The sequence below is a fragment of the Pedobacter gandavensis genome (assembly GCF_032677645.1).
Classification (GTDB): Bacteria; Bacteroidota; Bacteroidia; order Sphingobacteriales; family Sphingobacteriaceae; genus Pedobacter; species Pedobacter gandavensis_A.
Map to the genome: position 1 here is coordinate 278966 of NZ_JAVTSB010000001.1, position 23693 is coordinate 302658.

Annotated in this window: 21 protein-coding genes; 10 read left to right on the plus strand and 11 right to left on the minus strand. The window is 40.9% G+C overall.

Going from position 1 to position 23693, the window contains the following annotated elements; genetic code table 11:
- The first annotated feature begins 40 nt into the window (after nt 1-40).
- From R2Q66_RS01130 to R2Q66_RS01140, 3 genes are all read left to right on the plus strand, one after another.
- Entirely contained in the window at nt 41-2341 is a 2301-nt protein-coding gene (locus R2Q66_RS01130) for a glycoside hydrolase family 3 N-terminal domain-containing protein (protein ID WP_316746033.1), read from the plus strand.
- Nucleotides 2342-2359: 18 nt separating this feature from the next.
- On the plus strand, nt 2360-3787 hold the full coding sequence (locus R2Q66_RS01135; RefSeq protein WP_316746035.1) for a glycoside hydrolase family 30 protein: 1428 nt from the start codon (nt 2360-2362) through the stop codon (nt 3785-3787).
- Nucleotides 3788-3928: 141 nt separating this feature from the next.
- Nucleotides 3929-4417 (plus strand): hypothetical protein, encoded by a 489-nt coding sequence (locus tag R2Q66_RS01140; RefSeq protein ID WP_316746037.1) that lies wholly within the window; start codon nt 3929-3931, stop codon nt 4415-4417.
- A gap of 76 nt (nt 4418-4493) precedes the next feature.
- On the opposite strand, the gene R2Q66_RS01145 is transcribed toward R2Q66_RS01140, so the two are convergent.
- On the minus strand, nt 4494-5180 hold the full coding sequence (locus R2Q66_RS01145) for an RluA family pseudouridine synthase (RefSeq protein ID WP_316746039.1): 687 nt from the start codon (nt 5178-5180) through the stop codon (nt 4494-4496).
- Nucleotides 5181-5233: 53 nt separating this feature from the next.
- Complete coding sequence (gene panB / locus R2Q66_RS01150; protein ID WP_265840740.1) at nt 5234-6049, minus strand: 3-methyl-2-oxobutanoate hydroxymethyltransferase; 816 nt, start codon at nt 6047-6049, stop codon at nt 5234-5236.
- Between the two features lie 243 nt (nt 6050-6292).
- Here panB and carA point away from each other — a divergent pair, with 243 nt between their 5' ends.
- From carA to R2Q66_RS01180, 6 genes are all read left to right on the plus strand, one after another.
- The gene (gene carA, locus R2Q66_RS01155; protein ID WP_316746043.1) at nt 6293-7405 is read left to right on the plus strand and encodes a glutamine-hydrolyzing carbamoyl-phosphate synthase small subunit; all 1113 of its coding nucleotides are present in this window, start codon (nt 6293-6295) and stop codon (nt 7403-7405) included.
- A 99-nt stretch (nt 7406-7504) separates the two neighbouring features.
- Nucleotides 7505-8275: an ABC transporter ATP-binding protein gene (locus tag R2Q66_RS01160; RefSeq protein WP_316746045.1), complete on the plus strand. Its 771-nt coding sequence runs from the start codon at nt 7505-7507 to the stop codon at nt 8273-8275.
- Nucleotides 8276-8284: 9 nt separating this feature from the next.
- Nucleotides 8285-9376 carry an ABC transporter permease gene (locus R2Q66_RS01165; protein ID WP_316746047.1) on the plus strand — a complete coding sequence of 364 codons (1092 nt, stop codon included), beginning with the start codon at nt 8285-8287 and terminating at the stop codon, nt 9374-9376.
- Nucleotides 9377-9779: 403 nt separating this feature from the next.
- The gene (gene aqpZ, locus R2Q66_RS01170) at nt 9780-10463 is read left to right on the plus strand and encodes an aquaporin Z (protein WP_316746050.1); all 684 of its coding nucleotides are present in this window, start codon (nt 9780-9782) and stop codon (nt 10461-10463) included.
- A gap of 162 nt (nt 10464-10625) precedes the next feature.
- Nucleotides 10626-11921, plus strand: coding sequence for a phosphopyruvate hydratase (eno, locus tag R2Q66_RS01175; protein ID WP_316746052.1), 1296 nt, complete (start codon nt 10626-10628; stop codon nt 11919-11921).
- A 264-nt stretch (nt 11922-12185) separates the two neighbouring features.
- The gene (locus R2Q66_RS01180; protein WP_187665887.1) at nt 12186-12485 is read left to right on the plus strand and encodes an FtsB family cell division protein; all 300 of its coding nucleotides are present in this window, start codon (nt 12186-12188) and stop codon (nt 12483-12485) included.
- Nucleotides 12486-12535: 50 nt separating this feature from the next.
- Here R2Q66_RS01180 and R2Q66_RS01185 read toward each other — a convergent pair whose 3' ends face one another.
- The 9 genes from R2Q66_RS01185 to sucD form a co-directional block, all read right to left on the minus strand.
- Complete coding sequence (locus R2Q66_RS01185; protein ID WP_316746056.1) at nt 12536-13147, minus strand: trimeric intracellular cation channel family protein; 612 nt, start codon at nt 13145-13147, stop codon at nt 12536-12538.
- A 12-nt stretch (nt 13148-13159) separates the two neighbouring features.
- Nucleotides 13160-15244: a hypothetical protein gene (locus tag R2Q66_RS01190; protein ID WP_316746058.1), complete on the minus strand. Its 2085-nt coding sequence runs from the start codon at nt 15242-15244 to the stop codon at nt 13160-13162.
- 264 nt (nt 15245-15508) lie between these two features.
- Entirely contained in the window at nt 15509-16252 is a 744-nt protein-coding gene (gene fabG / locus R2Q66_RS01195; RefSeq protein ID WP_316746060.1) for a 3-oxoacyl-[acyl-carrier-protein] reductase, read from the minus strand.
- Nucleotides 16253-16382: 130 nt separating this feature from the next.
- Nucleotides 16383-16586 carry a cysteine-rich CWC family protein gene (locus R2Q66_RS01200; protein ID WP_316746062.1) on the minus strand — a complete coding sequence of 68 codons (204 nt, stop codon included), beginning with the start codon at nt 16584-16586 and terminating at the stop codon, nt 16383-16385.
- Between the two features lie 459 nt (nt 16587-17045).
- Nucleotides 17046-19424, minus strand: coding sequence for a ribonucleoside-diphosphate reductase subunit alpha (locus R2Q66_RS01205; RefSeq protein ID WP_316746064.1), 2379 nt, complete (start codon nt 19422-19424; stop codon nt 17046-17048).
- Nucleotides 19425-19499: 75 nt separating this feature from the next.
- Entirely contained in the window at nt 19500-20474 is a 975-nt protein-coding gene (locus R2Q66_RS01210; RefSeq protein ID WP_265840727.1) for a ribonucleoside-diphosphate reductase small subunit, read from the minus strand.
- A 386-nt stretch (nt 20475-20860) separates the two neighbouring features.
- Nucleotides 20861-21259, minus strand: coding sequence for a septal ring lytic transglycosylase RlpA family protein (locus R2Q66_RS01215; RefSeq protein WP_316746067.1), 399 nt, complete (start codon nt 21257-21259; stop codon nt 20861-20863).
- A gap of 109 nt (nt 21260-21368) precedes the next feature.
- Nucleotides 21369-21869 (minus strand): methionine-R-sulfoxide reductase, encoded by a 501-nt coding sequence (locus R2Q66_RS01220; protein WP_316746070.1) that lies wholly within the window; start codon nt 21867-21869, stop codon nt 21369-21371.
- A 140-nt stretch (nt 21870-22009) separates the two neighbouring features.
- Nucleotides 22010-22882, minus strand: coding sequence for a succinate--CoA ligase subunit alpha (gene sucD, locus R2Q66_RS01225; protein WP_316746071.1), 873 nt, complete (start codon nt 22880-22882; stop codon nt 22010-22012).
- Nucleotides 22883-23124: 242 nt separating this feature from the next.
- Between sucD and R2Q66_RS01230 the strand changes: the two genes are divergently transcribed.
- Entirely contained in the window at nt 23125-23553 is a 429-nt protein-coding gene (locus tag R2Q66_RS01230) for a hypothetical protein (RefSeq protein ID WP_316746073.1), read from the plus strand.
- The last annotated feature ends 140 nt before the right edge of the window (nt 23554-23693 follow it).

Genomic DNA, 23693 nt, shown 5'->3' on the forward strand with positions numbered 1-23693 from the left:
GAAGCACGACCTTGGTGGTGCTTCCTTTTAAATACACGCAATGACACTAAAAAGAACCCTATCCCTATTGCTACTTTCCAGCACTTTCGGTACGGCGATCGCTCAGAATAACAACATGGCCAAAGCAGAAGCCATGGTGAAAAAGATGTCGATTGAAGAGAAAGTCGGACAAATGGCACAAATTACACTCGATGTAATTGGCAAAGGAAAAGGACGCTATGAGAGCGATGAACCTTTCGGATTAGACGAGAAGGAATTACAAAGAGTATTGGTAAAATACCATGTTGGCTCTGTCTTAAATACCTCTAACAATAGAGCAAGAACCCCACAGGTATGGTATAAAATCATTAGCCAGATTCAAAATGTGGCGATGAAACAAACGCCAAATAAAATCCCTGTGATTTATGGTGTGGATGAAATCCATGGCGCAACCTATACGGTTGGTGCCACAATGTTCCCGCAGCAAATCGGTCAGGCAGCAACGTTTAACCGTGATTTAGTAAAAACCAGTGCTTCAATTACTGCTTATGAAACCCGTGCAAGTTCTATTCCATGGAACTTTGCGCCGCTATTAGACGTTGGTTCAGATCCGCGTTTCCCGCGTCAGTGGGAAAGTTTTGGTGAAGATCCTTACCTGATTAAAGAACTGGGTGTAGCCGCAGTAAAAGGTTACGAAGGGGAAGATGGCAAGGTCTCTCATCCGGAGAAAGTAGCTTCTTCGATCAAGCATTTCCTGGGTTACCAGGTATCGGTTTCAGGAAAAGACAGAACCCCTGCTTTCATTTCTGACCAGGCTTTAAGAGAATATCATTTACCTCCTTTTAAGGCGGCAATTGATGCAGGTGCGAAAACCATTATGATCAATTCTGGTCTTATTAACGGTGTTCCGGTACATGCCAATTACCATATCCTAACGGAATTACTAAAAGAAGAATTGAACTTCAAAGGATTAGTAGTTACCGATTGGGGAGATATTGAGAACCTTTACAAAAGAGATCGCATTGCGAAAGACGACAAAGAAGCGATTATGCTGGCCATTAATGCCGGTATCGATATGTCGATGATCGCTTATAACTACGAGACTTTCTGCGACAACCTACTTGCTTTAGTGAAAGAAGGAAAAGTAAAAGAATCCCGTATCGACGATGCGGTAAAAAGAATCTTATGGGTAAAATATGAGTTGAATCTTTTTGAGAAACCAACGACCAACCCTAAAGACTACCCGAAATTTGGTAGCAAAGAATTTGAGCATGCTGCTTATCAAACTGCAGCAGAATCGATCACTTTATTGAAGAACATGGATAACATTTTGCCATTGGCTAAGGGCACTAAAATCCTGGTTACTGGTCCGAATGCAAATTCTATGAGAACCTTAAACGGGGCATGGACGTATTCCTGGCAGGGAGAAAAGGTGGAAGAATTTGCCGCTCAGTACAACACGATTCTGGAAGCTTTACAAAAGAAAGCAGGAAAAGAAAACGTGACTTACTTCCCTGGTGTCAGCTATAAAATGGATGGCAAGTATTATGAGGATTACGCGGATAAAATGGAAGAAACCATTGCCGCAGCCAAAGATGCAGATGTCATTGTGCTTTGCCTTGGAGAAAACTCTTATACCGAATCTCCGGGTAACATGAACGATTTATACCTGTCGGATTTACAAACGGAACTGGCGCAGAAATTAGCGGCAACCGGTAAAAAGGTAATCCTGGTATTAAATGAAGGTCGCCCTCGAGTGATCAGTAAATTTGAAAAGAAAATGAATGCGGTAGTGCAGACTTACCTTCCGGGAAATTTCGGTGGTGATGCCCTTGCAGATGTGTTATATGGTGTAGTTAATCCTTCAGGAAAACTACCTTATACCTATCCACAGTTCCCTAACGCCTTATTTACCTATTATCATAAACCATCAGAAAATAAAGGCACTACAGAAGGTGTGTATAATTATGATGCAGATTATAACCCTCAATATGTATTTGGTGCTGGTTTAAGTTATACCACTTTCAAATACGATCAATTGAAACTGAGCAGCAACACTTTGAAAAAAGGAGAAACGCTGACGGTTACGGTAAACGTTAGCAACACTGGTAAAGTAGCCGGAAAAGAAAGCGTATTGCTATTCACATCTGATTTATACGCGACTTTGATTAGTCCGGATGTGAAACGGTTGAGAGCATTTGAAAAAATCGATCTTAAACCAGGCGAAACTAAAACGGTAACTTTTAAAATCCAGCCGGAAGACCTTGCCTTCATCAACACAGAAAGCAAATCGATCACGGAAGAAGGTGAATTTACCTTAGAGATTGCCGGTCAGAAAATCAACTTTAACTACATCCCTTAAAAAGCACCCTACTATTCTATGAGATTATTAAATCTAAGCGTAATTGCAGCCCTGGCATTGGGTTCCTGTGCCTCCAAAAAAGAAGCAACTGTTGCCACAACAGGCGTTGAATCATGGATCACCACAGGTGACCGTTCTGCCCTGTTGCAAAAGCAAAGCCCGTTACATTTTTCTACGGCGATGAACAACAACCTCAATATCGTGGTTGATGATCAGCAGACTTACCAAACCATGGATGGTTTTGGCTATACCTTAACCGGTGGTAGCGCAAGCCTGATGAACGGACTTCCTTCGGCAGAAAAAAAGGCGATGTTAAAAGAGATTTTCTCTACAGCAGGGAATGGTATTGGCATCAGTTACCTGCGTTTAAGCGTTGGTGCTTCGGATTTAAGTGCCGAGACTTTTACATATAATGAAATGCCTGCCGGACAAACAGACCCGGAATTGAAAAACTTCTCTATTGAGAAAGAAATGAAAGACCTGGTTCCGATGTTAAAGGAAATCATTGCGATCAATCCAAAGATCAAGATCATGGGTTCTCCATGGACGGCTCCGACCTGGATGAAAGACAATCAGGCTTACCGTGGTGGTAGTTTAAAACCTGAATATTATCAGGCTTATGCCAAATATTTTGTAAAATATATTGAGGCGATGAAAGCACATGGTATTGTGATTGATGCGGTAACGATTCAGAATGAGCCATTACATCCTGGAAATAATCCAAGTATGTATATGACGCCACAAGATCAGGCCAACTTTATCAAAACGGCTTTAGGTCCGGTATTTAAAGCTGCGAATGTCAAAACCAAGATTATCATTTATGATCATAATGCAGACCGTCCGGATTACCCGATCACGATTCTGAATGATCCGGAAGCGAATCAATACATTGATGGTTCTGCCTTCCATTTATATGGCGGACAAATCTCTGCGCTATCACAAGTACATGAAGCTTTCCCTAACAAAAACCTGTATTTCACAGAGCAATGGGTTGGTGGTCCTGGTAATTTTGCTGATGATTTGAAATGGCATGTCTCTACTTTAATGACTGGTGCTCCAAGAAACTGGGCTAAAACAGTATTAGAATGGAACCTGGCAGCAGATCCACAATACCGTCCCTTTACACCAGATGGTGGCTGCACAAGTTGTTTAGGCGCGATTACCATTGATGGTAAAACCTGGAGTAAGAATATCGCTTACTATTCTATCGGTCATACCTCGAAATTTGTAAGCTCTGGTTCTGTACGCATTGCTTCGAACCAAAACGACAAAATCCAGAATGTGGCTTATAAAACACCGGAAGGAAAATTAGTATTGGTAACGATGAACAACAGCCCTGAAACGCAAACGTTCAACATTAAATATAATGGTCAGGTGGTAAGCACTACGCTTGCCGCAGGTGCTGCCGGAACATATACCTGGAACAGCAAAACAAGAGCAAAATAATACTTTGGCGGGTCTATGACCAGCCTTATAAAATCATTTGGGGAAGGGTGTATCATTTAATTATGGTCACCCTTTTTCATTTTAGCCTGTTTTTTTTGGCAAGCCAATTGCAGTCTTCCAGACGAATTAATTCTTAAAACCATGAACAAGCATATTTTACTATTTGCAGGTATGGCCGTTATCATGGCTTCCTGCACCAGTAATCAGGCAGAAAAGAAAGTGACCGATTCTTCCATGATTGCGGTAGATACTACTTTTAGCCCGACAAATGAGGCACCTAAACATGAGATCACCTGCTATCAATACGTTAAAAATAAAGATACTGCCAATATGCAGCTCCGCATCAACGGGGAAGAAATAACCGGATTCCTGGACTATCATATTTATGAGAAAGACGCCAATAAAGGGACGCTTTCCGGAGAAATGAAAGGCGATACCCTCATTGCAGAGTATACTTTTGACTCAGAAGGAATGAGGTCTGTCAGGGAATTGGTGCTCCTTAAAAAGGACGGCAGGTTTTACGAAGGTTACGGCCCTGTGAAAGAAGAGAAAGGAAAAGTGATGTTTGAGCACAGGGGGAGCCTGAAATTCGACCACAACGTCGTATTCAGCCCAATACCCTGTAAATAAACCTGTATATATCAAAAAACCCAATAAATGCTGTTAAACAGCGCTTATTGGGTTTTCAAATGACTGGCAAACCAGCTTACATATTTTCAAACTTCTCCCAGAAGCCATCCACCGGAAGCTTTGCGAAAATATTTACCGGTTCTTTTTTCACCGGGTGGATGAATTGAAGTCGGCGGGCATGAAGACAAATACTGCCTTTTCTGCTTCCTCTTGGGTAACCGTACTTATTATCTCCTACAATCGGACATCCCATAGTAGAAAGTTGTACCCTGATCTGATGCGATCTTCCCGTAAGCGGGTCGATTTCGATCAGGTAATAACCATTCAGTTCTCCGATCAGGCGATAGCTCAATTCGGCACGCTGACTTCCCGGCACTTCTACATTATGCGGCGTTACCACGTTCTTCTGTGGGTTTTTGACCAGATAATGCACCAGTGTACCTGAAGGTTTAGCCGGCATGTTTCTCACCACGGCCCAATAGGTTTTCTTTACTTCTCTATTTTTGAAAGCCAGATTCATCCGTTCCAGGGCTTTACTCGTTTTTGCGAATAAAATTACGCCACTTACCGGACGGTCTAAACGGTGTACTACCCCTAAAAACGCGGTATTCGGTTTATTATAGGTTTTGGCCAGGTATTTCTTCACCTTTTCATCCAGAGGCTCATCCCCTGTTTCATCTACCTGTACAATATCACCTGCACGCTTACAAATCGCGATCAGGTGGTTGTCTTCATAAAGGATATCTTTTGCTGTTATTGGCATCTGTAGTTGTGGCGCTTGTTAAAGCCCTGCTTATAAAAAATACTGCGATAAACTTAATACTGTTCTTTTTCGTTCGGGAAATCACTCGACTTCACATCCTTAATATAAGACTGTGCGGCATTTAAAATACCATCGTAAAGGTTTACATATTGGCGTAAGAAACGAGGTTTGAAACCTTTTGTTAAACCAATCATGTCATTGACCACCAATACCTGTCCATCGCAATCCGGACCTGCACCGATTCCGATCGTTGGAATAATCAGAGATTCTGACACCTCTTTACCCAGTTTCGCAGGGATTTTTTCCAGTACAACTGCAAAACAACCGGCTTCCTGTAAGGCAAGTGCATCTGTTTTCAATTTCAATGCTTCCGCTTCATCTTTGGCTCTTACCGTATAAGTACCAAATTTATATATCGACTGAGGAGTTAATCCCAAATGTCCCATGACAGGGATTCCTGCAGTAATGATTCTTTGTACTGATTCTACGATCTCCGTTCCACCTTCCATTTTCACGGCATGAGCGCCGGATTCTTTCATAATTCTGATGGCAGAAATCAAGGCTTCTTTAGAATTTCCCTGGTAAGAACCAAAAGGAAGATCTACCACTACTAAAGCTCTTGAAGCACCTCTAACCACAGATTGCGCGTGATAGATCATTTGATCTAAAGTAATTGGCAAGGTAGTTTCATGACCCGCCATTACGTTGGAAGCTGAATCTCCAACCAATAAAACATCTAAACCAGCATCATCAAGGATGGTTGCCATAGAGTAGTCGTAAGCAGTTAACATCGCAATCTTTTCTCCATTTTGCTTCATCGCTTGCAAAATATGGGTCGTGATCCGTTTTACTTCTTTATTTACAGACATCTTTTTTTATATTTTAGTTTGGGCAAAATTACTTTTTACATCCGAAATAAAGCGAGTTTTATTGTTAATGTGACAGAAATCGAAAAAAATCCTTGATTTAAAACCTCAAAAATGTATCTTTGTATCCCGAAATGAAGGGGTTACTTAACAGCACATTTGTTAACTACAGAAGTGATATCAATATCACGCATGATCCATCGTTTTTCTCTTTTTTCACCATAATTTCTCATTTTTATACACACAATGACTAACTACACCAAGTTACCTGCTATCTTGTTATTGGCTGATGGCACCGTTTACTACGGAAAAGCTGCGGGAAAAATCGGCACAACAACCGGAGAAATCTGTTTCAATACAGGAATGACTGGATATCAGGAAATTTTCACTGACCCTTCTTACTTCGGACAGATCATGGTTACCACCAATGCACATATTGGGAATTATGGAATCCACAAAGAAGAAATTGAGTCTGACAGCATCAAAATCGCTGGTCTGGTTTGTAAAAACTACAGCGTAGGCTATAGCCGTAAAGAAGCATCTGAGTCAATTCAGGACTACTTTCAAGATGAAAACATTGTAGGAATTTCTGATATCGACACTCGTGCTTTGGTACGTCACATCAGAAATAAAGGTGCAATGAACGGTATCATCTCTTCTGAGATCACTGATCTGGAAGAATTGAAAGCTAAATTAGCAGCTGTTCCTTCTATGGATGGTCTGGAATTATCTTCTCAGGTTTCTACTAAAGAACCTTATTTCTATGGAAACCCTGATGCAACCTATAAACTTGCTGCATTAGACCTTGGAATTAAAAAGAATATCCTTCGCAATTTCGACGAAAGAGACATTTATATTCAGGTATTCCCAGCTAAAACCAGCTTCGAAGAAATGAATAAATGGGGTGCTGACGGATACTTTATCTCTAATGGTCCTGGTGATCCATCGGCAATGCCTTATGCTATTGAAACTGTAAAACAAATTCTTGCTGCCGACAAACCAATGTTCGGTATCTGTTTAGGTCACCAGTTATTAGCAGAAGCTAATGGTATTGGTACCATGAAAATGTTTAACGGACACAGAGGATTAAACCACCCGGTTAAAAATATCATCAAAAACCACTGTGAAGTAACTTCTCAGAACCATGGTTTCGGTGTAATTGCCGAAGACGTTAAAAAATCTGATAAAGTAGAGATTACTCACCTGAACCTGAACGACCAAAGTATTGAAGGTATTCGCGTGATTGGTAAAAAAGCATTCTCTGTACAATATCACCCGGAGTCTTCTCCAGGCCCTCATGATTCCCGTTACTTATTTGATGATTTCATTGAAATGATCAAAGGCGAATTGGCCTGGTAATTAAGGGACAATTATCTTTAAAACATCATTTTACCGTTATATTCGAAGGTTTAGAAGGATTAGGTTTACTATTCTTCTAAACCTTCTTACATTTATAGTATGGACAACACCAATGCCATCATTAGTGTAAAGAACCTCGTCAAAAAATACGACGACTTTACCGCAGTACAAGGCATCAGCTTCGATGTGTATGAAAACGAAATCTTTGGACTCTTAGGTCCAAATGGAGCCGGAAAAACCACCACTTTAGAAATCATAGAAACCCTTCGCGAGAAAACTTCCGGACAAATCCTGGTAGATGGTTATGATGTAGATAAAGATGCCAATAAGATCAAAAGAATCATTGGTGTACAATTACAGGCTGCCGGATATTATCCGAATTTAAACCTGGTAGAATTGATGGAATTGTTCTCCGGTCTTTATGGTGTAGACATCAACCCGATGGAAATGCTGGGCAAAGTAAACCTGCAAGACAAGGCGAAAGCCAAATATAAAGCGCTTTCCGGCGGACAAAAACAACGTTTTTCCATTGCCACTACCCTGATCAATGCACCAAAAATCATCTTCCTGGATGAGCCGACTACCGGTTTGGATCCACAGGCCAGGCGTAACCTATGGGACCTGATCATTGAGATCAGGAAAAACGGGACTACCGTAGTGCTAACCACCCATTATATGGATGAAGCGGAGCAGCTTTGCGACCGTGTAGCCTTCGTAGAACGCGGCGAAATCATTGCAGTAGACACGCCAGACAACCTGATAGACCAGCTGATCAGCACCGGTTTTGAAAGAAAAAAAGAAGTTAAAAAAGCCAATTTAGAGGATGTTTTCATCCATTTAACCGGCAAAGAATGGCGCGAAGACAATTAATAGAATCAAATGAGCAAACCTTACAATCATACTAAAGCTACCATGGCGCTTGCGAAAGCAAGTTTTCGTTCAATCATGCGTAGCCCATCGGCCGTAGTGTTCACACTGGCCTTCCCACTGGTATTTATCCTGGTTTTTGGATTTTTAGGTAAAGGTGGATTAAAAGTAGAACTGGCTGTTGCGCCGGGTTCCGACCTTCACAATCCAATCATCATCGCTCTGGAAGAAAACCCGGTGATACACCTGGTTAGAGATAAAGATGCCGAAGAAATCAAAAAAGGACTGGAAAAAGGAAATATTGATGGGCTCATCAATGTTCAAAAGAATACCGAAGAAAAACCGGCTTACAAAGCCAATGTTGAATATACCTCCGCTTCTGTGGATAAAGGGAATGTCCTGAAATCGGTGATTCATAACCTGATGTACAGCTTAAATTCTAAAGATGTGATGCCTACTGTGGCCGCATTAAATGAAAGTACGGTTCAGGGCCGCATCTACCGCACCATCGATTTTATCTTACCCGGACAGCTTGGTTTCTCGCTATTGAGTACCGGCGTATTCGGAACGGCATTTATCTTTTTCAATTTACGTCAGACTTTAGTGATTAAGCGTTTCTTTGCCACACCGGTGAGGAAATCCAGCATTGTTTTCGGTGAAGGAATTGCCAGAATCGGCTTTGCCTTACTAGGTGCCGTGTTTATTATCGTAATCGGTCATTTCTTTTTCCATTTTACCTTGGTTCATGGGGTCATTACCGTGATCAATATGTTATTATTAGCCATCATCGGGCTGATTGTATTTATGGGTTTTGGGTTCGTCGTTTCTGGTATTGCTAAAAGCGAAAGTACCATCCCCCCTATTTCCAACATCATCACCCTGCCGCAATTCTTGTTGTCGGGCACATTTTTCTCTATCGATGCCTTCCCTTCCTGGTTACAGCCAATTAGCAGGGCATTACCGCTGACTTATCTAAACGATGCGATGAGAAAAGTTGCTTTTGAAGGTGCCGGATTATGGGATGTGAAACATCAGATCATGATTATGATCATCTGGGGTATCTGTGTTTATGCAGTAGCCGTTAAAGTATTCAAATGGGAGTAACCGGTTTTTAACCGGAGATCATTGATTTTCAAAGCTTCTCAAGAATCAACTCATTTAAAGCGTTCTTCCGAAAGGGGGAACGCTTTTTTTAGGAACAAACTTTCCAAAACATTTGCCCTTCCTACCTTAAAATAAAATCCTTTGCATCCCCGAAAATCACAGGGGATTCCCGCAGAAAGTCATTCTTTCTTTTCTATTAATGATTCTGGTACGCGCTATAAAACACGCGGAATGCGGTAAGAATAGTCCTGACTCCCCCCTTAAAACATGCCCTGAATTACATAAAAAACAAGATTACATCAAACTGAGCACCAGTACCATAGCGCAAAATATCAACATTAGGAATATTAAAATTATACTGGTAAATTCCTGTATAAATACCAACAAACTAAACCTATAGAAAATGAAAAAACTTGCTGCTGAATTTATTGGAACCTTTTGGCTGGTTCTTGGTGGTTGCGGAAGCGCCGTACTGGCCTGTAACTACCCTGGTGCCGGCATCGGCTTTTTGGGTGTTGCCCTCGCTTTTGGCCTCACGGTAGTGACGATGGCTTATGCCGTTGGACACATTTCCGGTGCACATTTCAACCCCGCAGTATCTGTCGGGCTCTGGATCGGTGGCCGTATGGAGACTAAAGACCTTATCCCTTACATCATTTCCCAGGTTTTGGGCGGTATTTTAGCCGCAGCCGTCCTCTATGTAATTGCCACTGGCAATGGCAGTGAAATCGGCAGTTTCGCTTCCAATGGCTATGGGGAGCATTCTCCCGGAAAGTACAGCATGACCGCAGCATTGGTTACGGAAGTGGTGATGACCTTCATTTTTCTACTCATTATTCTGGGCGCTACAGACGAAAGAGCCCCAAAAGGCTTTGCGGGTTTAGCCATCGGATTGAGCTTAACACTCATCCACCTGATCAGCATTCCAATCACCAATACTTCTGTAAATCCAGCCAGAAGCACCAGTCAGGCGTTATTTGTTGGTGGAGATGCGATGGGTCAGTTATGGTTGTTCTGGGTAGCCCCAATTGCTGGCGCGATACTCGCCGGATTGGTTTACAAGGCTGTTTTCGCAACTAAACCATAGCCAAAACCTTTTTTAAGTCGCTATAAACTAATTGCATACGATTTAAAAAGCCGTAATTAAATTAATTACGGCTTTTTTGTGTTTAATTTTTAACTTTGGATATCGCCATAGTAATTGTATGATTTACACTAAGGCTGACTAACAAAATAAAATCCAATAAAAATGAGTTTAATAATTGATGTTCATGCCCGCCAAATCCTTGATTCAAGAGGAAACCCTACTATTGAAGTAGATGTAATGACTGAAAACGGCGTTCTTGGTCGTGCTGCGGTACCTTCTGGTGCTTCAACAGGTATGCATGAAGCTGTAGAGCTTCGTGATAACGACAAGTCTGTATACTTAGGTAAAGGTGTTTTAAAGGCCGTTGCTAATGTAAATGATAAAATTGCTGACGCATTAAGAGGTGTAGATGTATTTGAACAAAATGCAATTGACAACTTAATGATCAAACTTGACGGAACAGAAAACAAAGCAAACTTAGGCGCAAATGCGATTTTAGGTGTTTCTTTAGCAGTTGCTAAAGCAGCAGCTCAAGAGAGCCGTCAGCCTTTATACCGTTATATCGGTGGTGTAAATGCGAACATTTTACCTATCCCGATGATGAACATCGTGAATGGTGGTTCTCACTCTGATGCTCCTATCGCTTTCCAGGAATTCATGATCATGCCAGTAGGCGCGTCATCTTTCTCTGAAGCTTTGAGATGGGGAACTGAAGTTTTCCATAACTTAAAATCAATCTTACATAGCCGTGGTCTTTCTACTGCTGTAGGTGATGAAGGTGGTTTTGCACCAACATTCGACAGCACAGAAGATGCAGTTGAAACGATTATCCAGGCCATTGAAAAAGCTGGTTACAAAGCAGGAGAGCAAATCTTCTTAGCATTTGACTGTGCAGCGTCTGAGTTCTTCGTGAACGGTAAATATGACTATACTAAATTTGAAGGTGAAAAAGGTGCGATCCGTACTAGTGCTGAACAAGCAGAATATCTTGCTCAGTTAACGGAAAAATACCCGATTATCTCTATCGAAGATGGTATGGATGAGAATGACTGGGATGGTTGGAAAATGTTAACTGACAGAGTTGGTGACAAAGTTCAATTGGTTGGTGATGATTTGTTCGTAACTAATGTAACTCGTTTACAAGATGGTATTGACAAGAAAACTGCAAACTCTATCTTAGTAAAAGTTAACCAGATCGGTACGTTAACAGAAACAATCAATGCGGTTTCTTTAGCACAAACTAATGGTTATACTTCTGTAATGTCTCATAGAAGTGGAGAAACTGAAGATACTACGATTGCAGATTTAGCAGTAGCTTTAAACTGTGGTCAGATCAAAACAGGTTCTGCTTCACGTTCAGACAGGATAGCAAAATACAACCAGTTGTTACGTATTGAAGAAGAATTAGGTTCTGCTGCACGTTTCATTGGTAAAGATTTCAAATATTTGAAAAAATAATTGATTTGAACGGAGCGCTTTTTAAGAGGCGTTCTGTTTAGATTATTTTTTAAAGGGCTTAACAAAATAAAATCCTTTTCGTCCTCAAATCTTTTGAAGGAAAGATTTATAGGTTCTCAAAGGACATTTATTTTGTCTGCTTGTAAAAAAAAGAAAACATCCGGAGGGTTAAACCTTTGGATGTTTTTTGTTTAAATATTTTCATATAAACATATGTTCATATTTTCATAGGTTTATACTTTTATATGTTTATATATTTGTAACATGGAACGTTTGCTGGAACTTATACGTAATAAATACTTTCTGTCTGTCGCAGCTTTCATTGTGTGGATGCTGTTTTTTGACAGAAATGACATGGTATCTCAATATGAATTCCGTTCGGAAGTACATAAGCTTCAGGAGGAAAAGGATTTCTATGAGAAGGAAACAGCGCAGGTAAAGAAAGACCTGAGCGAATTGAGTACTAATCTGAATATGGCAGAGAAATTTGCACGCGAGAAATACTTCATGAAAAAAGACAATGAGGATGTTTTTGTGATTGTAAAAGAAGCGCCTAAAAATTAAGATCCTTCCTGAAAATTAATCCCCCATTGAATCCCCGAACTTTCTAAGTATCAATAACCGAATTTAGGGATCGTAAGTCTGTATTTAACGACTACCACCCTAAATACAAAGATAAAGGCGATCACCGTGATGTTGGCCATATCATCTTCCATCTTAAAATGTTTAAGTCCGAAATAGAGCGAGCCCCCCAGAATACAGGCAGTGGCATAGATCTCCTTGCGGAAAATCAATGGGATCGTGTTTAAGAAGGTATCTCTCAGCACCCCACCAAAGCATCCGGTAATTGTACCTAAGGCGATGCAGATGCCCGGACTGAGTCCAAAAGCAATCCCTTTCTGAATACCCAGCATGGTAAATAAGCCCAGACCGAGGGAGTCAAAGAGGAAAAGTGTGATTCTAAATTTCTTGATGTGTGTTTTAAAAAAGATGGTAGCCAGCGAGGTGGCCAGAATCAGCAGACAATAGTTGATATCCCGCATCCAGGCTACCGGTGTATCGCCGAGCAGCATATCCCTCACAGTACCACCACCAATGGAGGTTACAAAGGCAATGATCAGCACGCCAAAAGGATCAAGTCTTCTTTGCATCGCTGCAAAAGAGCCCGAGATTGCAAAAGCAACCGTACCCAATACCTCAATGGTTTCCATTGTACCAATTTGCATATGCGCTGAGAATTAAATTTCGCCGTTTCTCTTTCTGAAAAACCACTCCAAGCTAAGTAATAAGATGATCATTGCAAACAACCATTTAAAATTTATCAGCTCTTCGTATTTCAGGTCTTCATAACTCAGGGTTTTGATACTTTCATTCTTTTCAATATCCTCCTGAATTTTCAACAGATTTGCCGGCAAATATAGCTTACCATTGGTTTGTAAGGCCATATTATGAAGCAACTGGTGGTTGGCAATCGTTTGCTGGTACTCCGCAATCATCGCATTGATGAAAAAGGCACCCGTTGCCTGGTATTTCTTATCGCCCAGCATAGTGCTTGCACTAAAGGTATAATTTCCGGCAGGCAACATGCCCGCATCCAGCTGATAAGCAGCCGCTGTTCTGGAAAACAGAAAATTGTACAGCTTTCCGGCTTCATTCTTTAATTGCAGACTCACATCAGGCGTATTTACCGCCACATAACTATCATTGTAAAGCACCGCATTGATCAATACGTTTTCATTTTCCTCAAAAGTGTTCTTCGAAGGCGAAACCTTAAACTTACGCTTATCATCCTTTACGGCAAGATATTGCACCGTTTTAGAGATCAGCTCATTCAATACGGGCTTGCTCAATCCGTCTTTTGCTTCCGATAATTTCCAGCGCCATAGCCCTTCCCCCATCAGGTAACCTAGCTTCCTACCGTTATCATTCACAAAAAACAACTGTGGTGCATCCGTTTTAATCTTTCCGATCCGCTGTTTTAAAGCCACAAAAGCCGGAGCATTAACCAACACCTTTCCGAAAGGAGCCAGTAAAGGATCAAAATCATCAATCACTTTAGCCGCAGCCGGATCAATATCGAAAGTGGTAAACTCCCTATTCAGCACAGGAAAGGCCTCCTGTATCGTACTGCTTGCCCCGTTAATACTGACCAACTTTTGCATGGCATTAAACCTGTTGATATCCGTTTGGGCACCAACAATAGACCATACCGGTACCTTCGCCTGAGCCAATTTACCCATAAAGGCAGCCCCTGTCCGCTGCAAATCCGGCAATTGATATAAAATCAACAAGCCATAATCATTCAGGTTCAGCGCATTCAGATCCTCCCCTAAAACTACCTTTAAATCATAATTCTTATTACTACTCAAGGCCTGCCTGATCACCGAAATATCCGGATGCGCCCCCCCTGCTGCAATTAACACCTGCTGACGGGCATCAGTCACCTCTATAAAAATTTGCTGCGTATTGTTCTTTTCCGATACCTCATTGGCCAAAGGAACCAATTGTACCGTATATTTTTGCAGGCCAATCTTGCCTGCCTTTAGTTTCAGTGGAATCGTAGCGGCAAAGGCATTACTGTTAACCGGAAGCACCTGTTCGGCTACCTGTTTCCCGTTTTCAAATACTTTCAATTTTGCCTGCTCGCCTTTACTTTCAAAAGCCTCCACCTGTACTTCAATCGTAAAATCATTGTTCAGGTAAACCAGGTTATTGTGGTTTACATTGGCCAGTCGCAAGTCGCGTTTAGGAATGGTATCTCCCAATGCAATGGTATATACCGGAGCCTTTAACCTGTTTAAATCATACAGCGGACTCCCACCACGGTTAAAGATGCCGTCTGAGGCCATAATTACCGCGCCGACGTTCCTATTCAGGTACTCGTCATTTAAGCGGTTAAACAGCGCCGTAGCGTTACTGAGCTTGCCCTGATTCGAGAAATCAAAGCCTGTCTTTACACTATCACTAAAATGATAAACTTTCAATTCGTACTTCGCGGAAAGCTGATCCCTTAATTTCTCCAGATCTGCCTCATATTGCCGCTTGTTAAAACCAGCTGGTTGTACATGCCCCACAGACAGAGAATTGTCCTGTGCAATAATGATGACCGGCTTTTCCAGCTGATAACTTAAATTCTTTACCAAAGGAAAAAACAGCAGTCCGGCAATCACCGCCACCACAAGCGCCCGCAATGAGGCTAAAAACAGCCGCAATTTAGGCTCCAAATGTGCTGTTTTACGGTAAGCGACATACGCAAAAAGCAACCCTAACAGCAAACAGCCGATCAAAGTCAGTATCGTATAAAAATTAAAGGAATTGGCCATAAGACATGGCTAAGATGCTAAATTTTAAAAAATAAAATTCAAATTATTTCCATAAAACCCACAGGAAGCAGCATCACATAAAAACAAATCTCTAAAGAGCCGGATAAATCCACGCCTTCCCGGTTTTTTGCGCAAAAAAAAGGAGCATCTGGTGTGAAGGCCCGGGAATTTTGCCCCTTCAGGCAAAGGTTCCAGCCAGAACACAGATACTCCTTTTTAAGAAGCTCTTTTCTAAAGCGATAAAAGCTCCTCAGTAATTTTATTTTACAACATACCTCCGCAAACCGACAATACCTGTCCAGTCACGTAAGCACTCATATCAGAAGCTAAAAACACGCAAACATTTGCTACATCTTCCGGCTCACCTGCTCTTTTCAAAGGAATTCCTTCTTCCCAACCTTTAACTACTTTCGGATCTAACACCTCAGTCATTTCCGTACGGATAAAACCTGGTGCGACCACATTCGTACGAATGTTACGGGAACCTAGTTCTTTCGCTAAAGATTTAGAAAAACCGATGATACCAGCTTTAGAAGCCGCATAATTGGCCTGACCTGCATTTCCTTGTACCCCTACTACCGAGCTCATATTGATGATAGAACCTTTACGGGCTTTCATCATCACTTTAGAAGCGGCTTTAGAGATGTTAAACACAGATTTAAGGTTTACATTGATAACATCATCCCAGTTTTCTTCGCTCATGCGCATTAGTAAACCATCTTTAGTAATCCCTGCATTGTTCACCACGATATCTAAAGCACCGAAATCGGCAACCACATCATTGATCAACTGTTCTGCCTGATCGAATTTAGAAGCATCTGAGCGGTAACCTTTAACTTTGGTACCGAAGCTTTGCAGCTCCTGCTCTAATGCCTCACCTTTTTCAACCGAAGACAGGTAAGTAAAGGCAACGTTTGCACCTTGTTCCGCAAATTTCTCCGCGATCTTACGACCGATTCCTTTTGAAGCACCGGTGATCAATGCTGTTTTTCCTTCTAATAATTTCATTATAAATATGTTTGGTTTAATACTTTGTTCTTGATTAAACGATCTCTTAACCGGTTTATTTTGATCCTCTAAGGAGAGAATCCCGCTTAAAACATCGCGCTACAGCTGCAAAGTTAACAGAAAATAATTTCTAAGCGGATACCATGTCCTTATATTCCTGTTGAAGTTCGAATAAACATTTGGCGCAAAGACAGCCATCATGCTGCTCACTGATGTATTGCACCTCATTCAGGTTCAATTGCACCACGCTACACTGACACTTGGTGTAGGAGTTAGCCTTACACTCAATAGGTGCATTGCAACGTTCGCATGGGATGATTTCGTGTTTGGCCATTGTTTCACAAAGATACGAGATCGTAGATTAAGGTGTATAAACGTTAATAAATATGACAAACACCTTATTCAGAGCCAACAAGCATGTGGATAACCCTGTGTAGAACCTGTGGGAAACGCGTGAATAACCTGTTAGCAAGCGGTGGATAGCTTGTTTACAACTTTTTCCCTTCGTGGATAAGTCGGAAAACCTCGTGGATAACTAAATAATGGCTGTGGATAACCCTGTGCAAAACCTGTTGGTAAGCTGTGGGTAACACGTTAGTAACCTGTGGGAAATCGATTAAAAAACGTGGAGAACAGTGGATAAAGCAGGTTCAATTGTGCAGAACACCAGTATAAGCTGTGGACAAGCTGTGTAGAACTCCAAATCAGAATGTGGATAACCTTGTTAAACCAGACATAAAAAAAGGGGCAGGAATGAACCTTACCCCTTATGGTTTATGCGTTTAGATTGGAATTAACCAGAGCAACTAATGCAACCTTCTTCCATTGAACAAACCGGACCATCAGTAATTTCCTCTACCGACTGATCGATATGCTCAGGAATTACCGGCTCCATGTTTTTACCAGCCTGATTCTCTACTGTAAACTTAACCGCCTGAGAAGCAGCTTGTGTACGTAAGTAATACATACCAGTTTTCAATCCTTTTTTCCATGCGTAGAAGTGCATTGAAGTCAGTTTCGAAGTGTTAGGTGCATTGATAAACAAGTTTAGTGATTGCGACTGGCAGATGTAAACACCCCTGTCGGCAGCCATATCAATGATGCTACGCATTTTGATTTCCCAAACTGTTTTGTACAATTCTTTGATATAATCAGGAATCTCAGCGATGTCCTGAATCGAACCATTCGCAAGAATAATTCTGTCTTTCATTGCCGGAGTCCATAGACCTAAAGCAACAAGATCTTTCAGTAAGTGTTTGTTTACGACAACGAATTCACCACTTAATACTCTTCTGGTGTAGATATTAGAAGTATAAGGCTCAAAGCACTCATTGTTTCCTAAAATCTGAGAAGTAGAAGCAGTAGGCATTGGCGCTACCAATAGTGAGTTATAAACCCCGTTTTTAACTACGTTAGTACGCAATGTTTCCCAATCCCAACGGTTACTGTCTGGTTTCACATTCCAAAGGTCGAACTGGAACTTACCTTTCGACAAAGGAGAACCTTCGAAAGTCTGGTAAGGGCCGTTAACCACTGCTAAATCATGAGAAGCAGTCATTGCCGCAAAGTAAATCGTTTCGAAGATTTCTTTATTCAACTGACGGGCACCTTCACTTTCGAAAGGTAAACGCATTAAAATAAAGGCATCTGCTAATCCCTGTACACCCAGTCCGATTGGTCTGTGACGCATATTAGAGTTCTGAGCCTCAATTACAGGGTAATAGTTATAATCGATGATCTTGTTCAGGTTTAAAGTAGCCTGATAAGTCACATCATATAATTTCTGGTGGTCAAACTCACCGTTAATCACGTATCTAGGTAAAGCTAAAGAAGCTAAGTTACAAACGGCAACTTCATCCTTAGAAGTGTACTCAATGATCTCTGTACAAAGGTTAGAGCTCTTAATCGTACCCAGATTCTGTTGGTTAGATTTGCTGTTAGCTGCATCTTTATACAACAAATAAGGCGTACCGGTTTCGATTTGTGAATCCAGGATGGCGAACCATAATTCCTGAGCTTTAATCGTTTTACGGGCTTTTCCTTCTCTTTCATAACGCTCATAAAGCGCATCAAATTCTTCACCGAAGCAATCCGCTAAACCTGGTGCTTCATGTGGACAGAACAAGCTCCAATCGCCGTTTTCTTCCACACGTCTCATGAATAAATCACAAACCCATAGCGCATAGAACAAATCACGCGCACGCATTTCTTCTTTACCATGGTTTTTACGTAAGTCAAGGAAACTGAATACATCGGCATGCCAGGGCTCTAAGTAGATTGCAAAGGCACCTTTACGTTTACCTCCACCCTGATCCACGTAACGTGCGGTATCATTGAAAACTTTTAGCATTGGAACGATACCATTACTTGTACCATTTGTACCACCGATATAAGAACCTGTAGCACGGATATTGTGAATACTCAATCCGATACCACCAGCACTTTGAGAAATTTTAGCCGTTTGTTTCAACGTATCATAAATTCCTTCAATACTATCATCCTGCATTGTTAACAAGAAACAAGAAGACATTTGTGGTTTTGGCGTAGCCGCATTGAATAAGGTAGGCGTAGCATGTGTAAACCAACGCTCACTCATCAGGTTGTATGTTTTGATCACACTGTCGATATCACCTTTGTGAATACCTACAGAAACTCTCATAAACAAATGCTGAGGACGTTCTACAATCTGACCTTCTACTTTCAACAGGTAAGATTTCTCCAGTGTTTTGAAACCGAAGTAATCAAAACCAAAATCTCTGTCGTATATAATGGTACTGTCAAGGATATCTGCATTTTCCTGAATCACTGCCCAAACATCGTCTGCGATCAGTGAAGCGGATTTACCGGTTTTAGCATCTATATATAAATACAGGCTTTCCATCGTTTTTGAGAACGACTTCAAAGTGTTTTTATGTAGGTTAGACACGGCGATACGGGATGCCAGCAAAGCGTAATCAGGATGTTTAGTAGTTAAAGAGGCGGCGGTTTCTGCTGCAAGATTATCCAGTTCAGAGGTAGTAACACCATCATATAAACCTTCAATTACCTTCTTGGCAACATCAATCGGATCTACCAGTTCGACATTAAAACCATAACATAACTTCTCAATACGAGCCGTTATCTTATCAAACCTAACCGCTTCTTTACGGCCATCTCTTTTTATTACAAACATATTTTTCAGCTTTAATAGGTGCCACCAAATTTCTATTATTTATTTTTTTACTATCCTGTGAAAAGCAGGAAGTACTTAAAAGTCGTCATCTAAAGAGAAAGCTGCTGCTTTATCTTCTGCTGAAGTCAGGACGCCGCTCTTCTGGTAATCCCCTACTCTTTTCTCAAAGAAGTTGGTTTTTCCCTGTAGCGAGATCATTTCCATAAAATCGAATGGGTTGGTGGCATTGTAGATTTTGGTATAACCCAATTCCTGCAACCATCTATCGGCAACAAATTCTATGTATTGAGACATCAGTTTGGCGTTCATACCGATCAGTGCTACCGGTAAAGCATCCGTTACGAATTCTTTCTCGATTTCTACTGCATCACGGATGATACCATGTACCTGCTCTTCGCTTAGTCTGTTTTTCAACATACCGTATAACAGACAGGCAAATTCACAGTGTGAACCTTCATCTCTCGAGATCAGCTCATTACTGAAAGTTAATCCTGGCATCAGACCACGTTTCTTTAACCAGAAAATCGAGCAGAAACTACCGCTGAAGAAGATACCTTCTACCGCAGCAAAAGCTACTAAACGTTCCGCAAAGCTACCATTTTCAATCCATCTTAAAGCCCATTCTGCTTTTCTCTTCACACAAGGAACGGTATCAATGGCATGGAATAACCTGTCTTTTTCTTCAGGATCTTTAATATAAGTATCGATTAACAGCGCATAGGTTTCTGAGTGAATGTTTTCCATCATGATCTGGAAGCCATAGAAGCAACGTGCTTCCGGAAGTTGCACTTCACTCATAAAGTTTACCGCAAGGTTTTCATTGACGATACCATCACTTGCCGAGAAAAAGGCAAGAATATGAGAAATGAAATGTCTTTCGCCATCATTCAGGTTATCCCAGTGTTTCTGATCGTCAGAAAGATCAATCTCTTCCGCAGTCCAGAAGCTGGCTTCACTCTTCTTATACATTTCCCAGATTTCAGGATATTTAATCGGCAAAAGAACAAAACGATCTTTGTTTTCTCTTAATAATACTTCTTCTTCTTGCATAAGCATCTTTTTAATAAGGATAAATGTATAGAATAATTTAAAAGCGTTCTAAAATCCAGCAGCCAGGCGATCCATACTTAGTTTTAAAACGAGCGCCGAATGAAAATTCACCATCTATCCTAAATCACTAAATACTAAAGTTTTAACTAAAAATCCTGATGTGGTTTACTAAAGAACTTTACTACAACAAATATAAAGTCTGGCGCTCTGATTCGGTTACAATAGTTGTTAACAAGCGGTCATATTTATCAACACGCTGAAAAAAAATTGACACACTAATTACGTTGAATTTTGCTAAATATTTCATTTTATCGATTACAATGCTTTGTAAATGATGTTGATAAATAGCGAAAAAGGGAAGAAATCCCGGGGTATTCCCCTTTAGACTATTCTGAATACAGCTGGTAGCTGATTTCTACTTTGGAATGTCCTTTACTGAAGAAGCCGAGTTTTTTTGCTGCTCCGGCAGAAAGATCAATAATGTATTTTTTACTGTGTGGCCCTCTGTCGTTCACTTTCACATCTACGCTTTTACCGTTGCTCAGGTTTTTGACGGTGACGATTGTGCCGAAGGGTAAAGATAAATGGGCTGCTGTCATTTTGTGTGCCCGGTATCTGGTTCCGCTGGTAGTGCGGCGACCTTCAAATTTCCTGGCATAATACGTAGCATAACCTGTTTTTGTGCGTACCGTTGTATCCGCTTTTATTGTTTCTTCGCTATTGTCTACTCCGGCAGAAATGCCTGTGAAAGACAACATCAAACATAAAAATAAGCAATACTTCATATTTACAATTGTTGGTGAAAGGACAAACATAAGCAAACTCTATCCGGATAAACAAGAAATGCCCGGTAAGTTATCACCGGGCATCATAGCAATTTCTCGAAAAGTTCGATTATTTCTTAGCAGGAATAAAGCTCATGGAAACAGAGTTCACACAGTTCCTTGTATTCTTACTGGTGAAGCCTTCGCCAATAAATACATGGCCCAGATGTGCCTTACAATTTGCGCATACAATTTCGGTACGCATTCCATCCGCATCAGGAATTCTTTCTACTGCCCCTTTGATCTCATCATCGAAACTTGGCCAGCCACATTCCGATTCAAATTTATTCTCAGAGGTGAATAAAGGAGCGCTACAACGCTTACATACATAGGTTCCTTTTTCTTTATTATTCAGTAGTGTTCCGGTTCCCGGATATTCTGTCCCTTTACGAACGATCACATCTTCTTCTGCTTTGGTTAATTTGTTCCACTCCATAGGATTTTTGCTTGTTTTTTGGGTCGGTTCTACTTTCTGACCCTGTTCTTTTTTCTGTCCTTGTGCACAGGCTGTCAGACTGGTAATCAGTAACAAACCAGCCAGTATTAATGTTTTATCGAGGAAGGTTTTCATATATAGCTCCTTTATTTATACAATATACGGCCAAAAAAGGCTTAAAGTTTTTCCTTAATGCCATAATCCTGTCATCGTTAAATAAAAAAAGCTCCGATGATAAAATCACCAGAGCTTTTGATTTATACAAGAAGATCTTATTATTTCTTCAATAAAGCAGCCATTGCTTCTCCGATTTCAGCAGGACTTTCTACTACACGGATACCACATTCAGCCATAATTTTCATTTTTGCAGCAGCAGTGTCATCTTCACCACCAACGATCGCACCAGCATGACCCATTCTACGGCCCGGAGGCGCAGTCTGACCAGCGATGAAACCAACAACAGGTTTAGTACCATGTTCTTTGATCCAAAGCGCAGCTTCAGCTTCCATACCACCACCGATTTCACCAATCATGATGATACCTTCAGTTTCAGGATCGTTCATTAACAATTCAACCGCTTCTTTAGTAGTTGTTCCAATGATTGGATCACCACCAATACCGATAGCAGTAGTAATACCTAAACCTGCTTTCACTACCTGATCAACCGCTTCATAAGTTAAAGTACCGGATTTTGAAACCACACCTACTGTACCTTTTTTGAAGATAAAGCCTGGCATGATACCGATTTTTGCCTCATCAGCAGTAATGATACCTGGACAGTTTGGGCCGATTAAACGGCAATCTCTGTCAGAAATATATGATTTTACCTGAATCATATCCTTTGTAGGGATACCTTCAGTAATACAAACGATCACTTTAATACCTGCTTCAGCAGCTTCCATAATGGCATCTGCAGCAAAAGCCGGCGGAACAAAAATGATAGATACATTGGCACCGGCTTGATCAACCGCATCCTTTACCGTATTAAATACGGGCCTTTCCAAATGAGTCTGGCCACCTTTGCCTGGCGTTACGCCACCAACAACGTTAGTTCCGTAATCTATCATTTGAGAGGCATGATAAGTACCCTCATTTCCAGTAAAACCCTGAACAATAACTTTTGAATCCTTATTTACTAAAACACTCATGTATCTAATTTTTTTTGTGCAAATCTAAGCTAATTGAAATGGATTGTCAAATTCATTACCATATTTATTACAATAGGTTTTCATTTTTTCTAACAATCAATTTTCTTTTCTTTTGAAAAGTCAAATAAACGACAATTCATACCGGATAAACGAATATACAACCCGTAAACTAACCATTGTCACAAAAATTTTGTTAGTAATCGCAAATTCTGCTTTCTTTACAAAAAAAACAATCAGTTAGCATGAAGCCTCTTAGTATCGTATTTAAAATTATAAACATAGGAAACGGGAAGTTCCTGACCACCAAAAATGAAGTGAATAACCTGATTGTAAATGTAATCAGCAGAAATCCAACACAACCTTCACATGCATTAAGGCTACTGGCTATTAAAGAATTCCAGGAGGCTCCTGCATCAAAAGCAGTACTAACCAGTAATGAGCATTTTTTTATAGACCAGATCAGCGATATAGAAATCGCCATCACCTACCTGCCAAAAGAAAAGGACCTTGCAGAACAGTTTTATACCCAATGGAGATTTGTACAGTGTTCAGAGCCTTACAGACTCATCCAGTATTTAGACGAAAACAAAGTAGTGGTGTACAGCGAAAGGACAAAAGTAGTTCACACCATTAAACTCGACAAGACCATTAGCGTGGTTGTAAACGAATAGTAGTCGGGAATAGCGGTTATTTTACAGTAACTTGTTGCGGGGTTGGGCCAGCTTCTACAGGGCAACCAGCCCTACAAGGCCCTACCAGAACCCTGATAACACCCCCGGATCGCCCTGATAACTAAAACCACTTACCGCAC

Excerpts from the sequence above, each read along its gene's own strand:
- aqpZ (WP_316746050.1), top strand. The coding sequence starts at position 9,780 with ATGAAAAAACTTGCTGCTGAATTTATTGGAACCTTTTGGCTGGTTCTT.
- R2Q66_RS01200 (WP_316746062.1), bottom strand. The coding sequence starts at position 16,586 with ATGGCCAAACACGAAATCATCCCATGCGAACGTTGCAATGCACCTATT.
- R2Q66_RS01130 (WP_316746033.1), top strand. The coding sequence starts at position 41 with ATGACACTAAAAAGAACCCTATCCCTATTGCTACTTTCCAGCACTTTC.
- R2Q66_RS01145 (WP_316746039.1), bottom strand. The coding sequence starts at position 5,180 with ATGCCAATAACAGCAAAAGATATCCTTTATGAAGACAACCACCTGATC.
- R2Q66_RS01220 (WP_316746070.1), bottom strand. The coding sequence starts at position 21,869 with ATGAAAACCTTCCTCGATAAAACATTAATACTGGCTGGTTTGTTACTG.
- eno (WP_316746052.1), top strand. The coding sequence starts at position 10,626 with ATGAGTTTAATAATTGATGTTCATGCCCGCCAAATCCTTGATTCAAGA.
- R2Q66_RS01230 (WP_316746073.1), top strand. The coding sequence starts at position 23,125 with ATGAAGCCTCTTAGTATCGTATTTAAAATTATAAACATAGGAAACGGG.
- fabG (WP_316746060.1), bottom strand. The coding sequence starts at position 16,252 with ATGAAATTATTAGAAGGAAAAACAGCATTGATCACCGGTGCTTCAAAA.
- R2Q66_RS01210 (WP_265840727.1), bottom strand. The coding sequence starts at position 20,474 with ATGCAAGAAGAAGAAGTATTATTAAGAGAAAACAAAGATCGTTTTGTT.
- carA (WP_316746043.1), top strand. The coding sequence starts at position 6,293 with ATGACTAACTACACCAAGTTACCTGCTATCTTGTTATTGGCTGATGGC.
- R2Q66_RS01140 (WP_316746037.1), top strand. The coding sequence starts at position 3,929 with ATGAACAAGCATATTTTACTATTTGCAGGTATGGCCGTTATCATGGCT.
- R2Q66_RS01205 (WP_316746064.1), bottom strand. The coding sequence starts at position 19,424 with ATGTTTGTAATAAAAAGAGATGGCCGTAAAGAAGCGGTTAGGTTTGAT.
- R2Q66_RS01165 (WP_316746047.1), top strand. The coding sequence starts at position 8,285 with ATGAGCAAACCTTACAATCATACTAAAGCTACCATGGCGCTTGCGAAA.
- panB (WP_265840740.1), bottom strand. The coding sequence starts at position 6,049 with ATGTCTGTAAATAAAGAAGTAAAACGGATCACGACCCATATTTTGCAA.
- R2Q66_RS01135 (WP_316746035.1), top strand. The coding sequence starts at position 2,360 with ATGAGATTATTAAATCTAAGCGTAATTGCAGCCCTGGCATTGGGTTCC.
- R2Q66_RS01160 (WP_316746045.1), top strand. The coding sequence starts at position 7,505 with ATGGACAACACCAATGCCATCATTAGTGTAAAGAACCTCGTCAAAAAA.
- R2Q66_RS01190 (WP_316746058.1), bottom strand. The coding sequence starts at position 15,244 with ATGGCCAATTCCTTTAATTTTTATACGATACTGACTTTGATCGGCTGT.
- R2Q66_RS01185 (WP_316746056.1), bottom strand. The coding sequence starts at position 13,147 with ATGCAAATTGGTACAATGGAAACCATTGAGGTATTGGGTACGGTTGCT.
- R2Q66_RS01180 (WP_187665887.1), top strand. The coding sequence starts at position 12,186 with ATGGAACGTTTGCTGGAACTTATACGTAATAAATACTTTCTGTCTGTC.
- sucD (WP_316746071.1), bottom strand. The coding sequence starts at position 22,882 with ATGAGTGTTTTAGTAAATAAGGATTCAAAAGTTATTGTTCAGGGTTTT.
- R2Q66_RS01215 (WP_316746067.1), bottom strand. The coding sequence starts at position 21,259 with ATGAAGTATTGCTTATTTTTATGTTTGATGTTGTCTTTCACAGGCATT.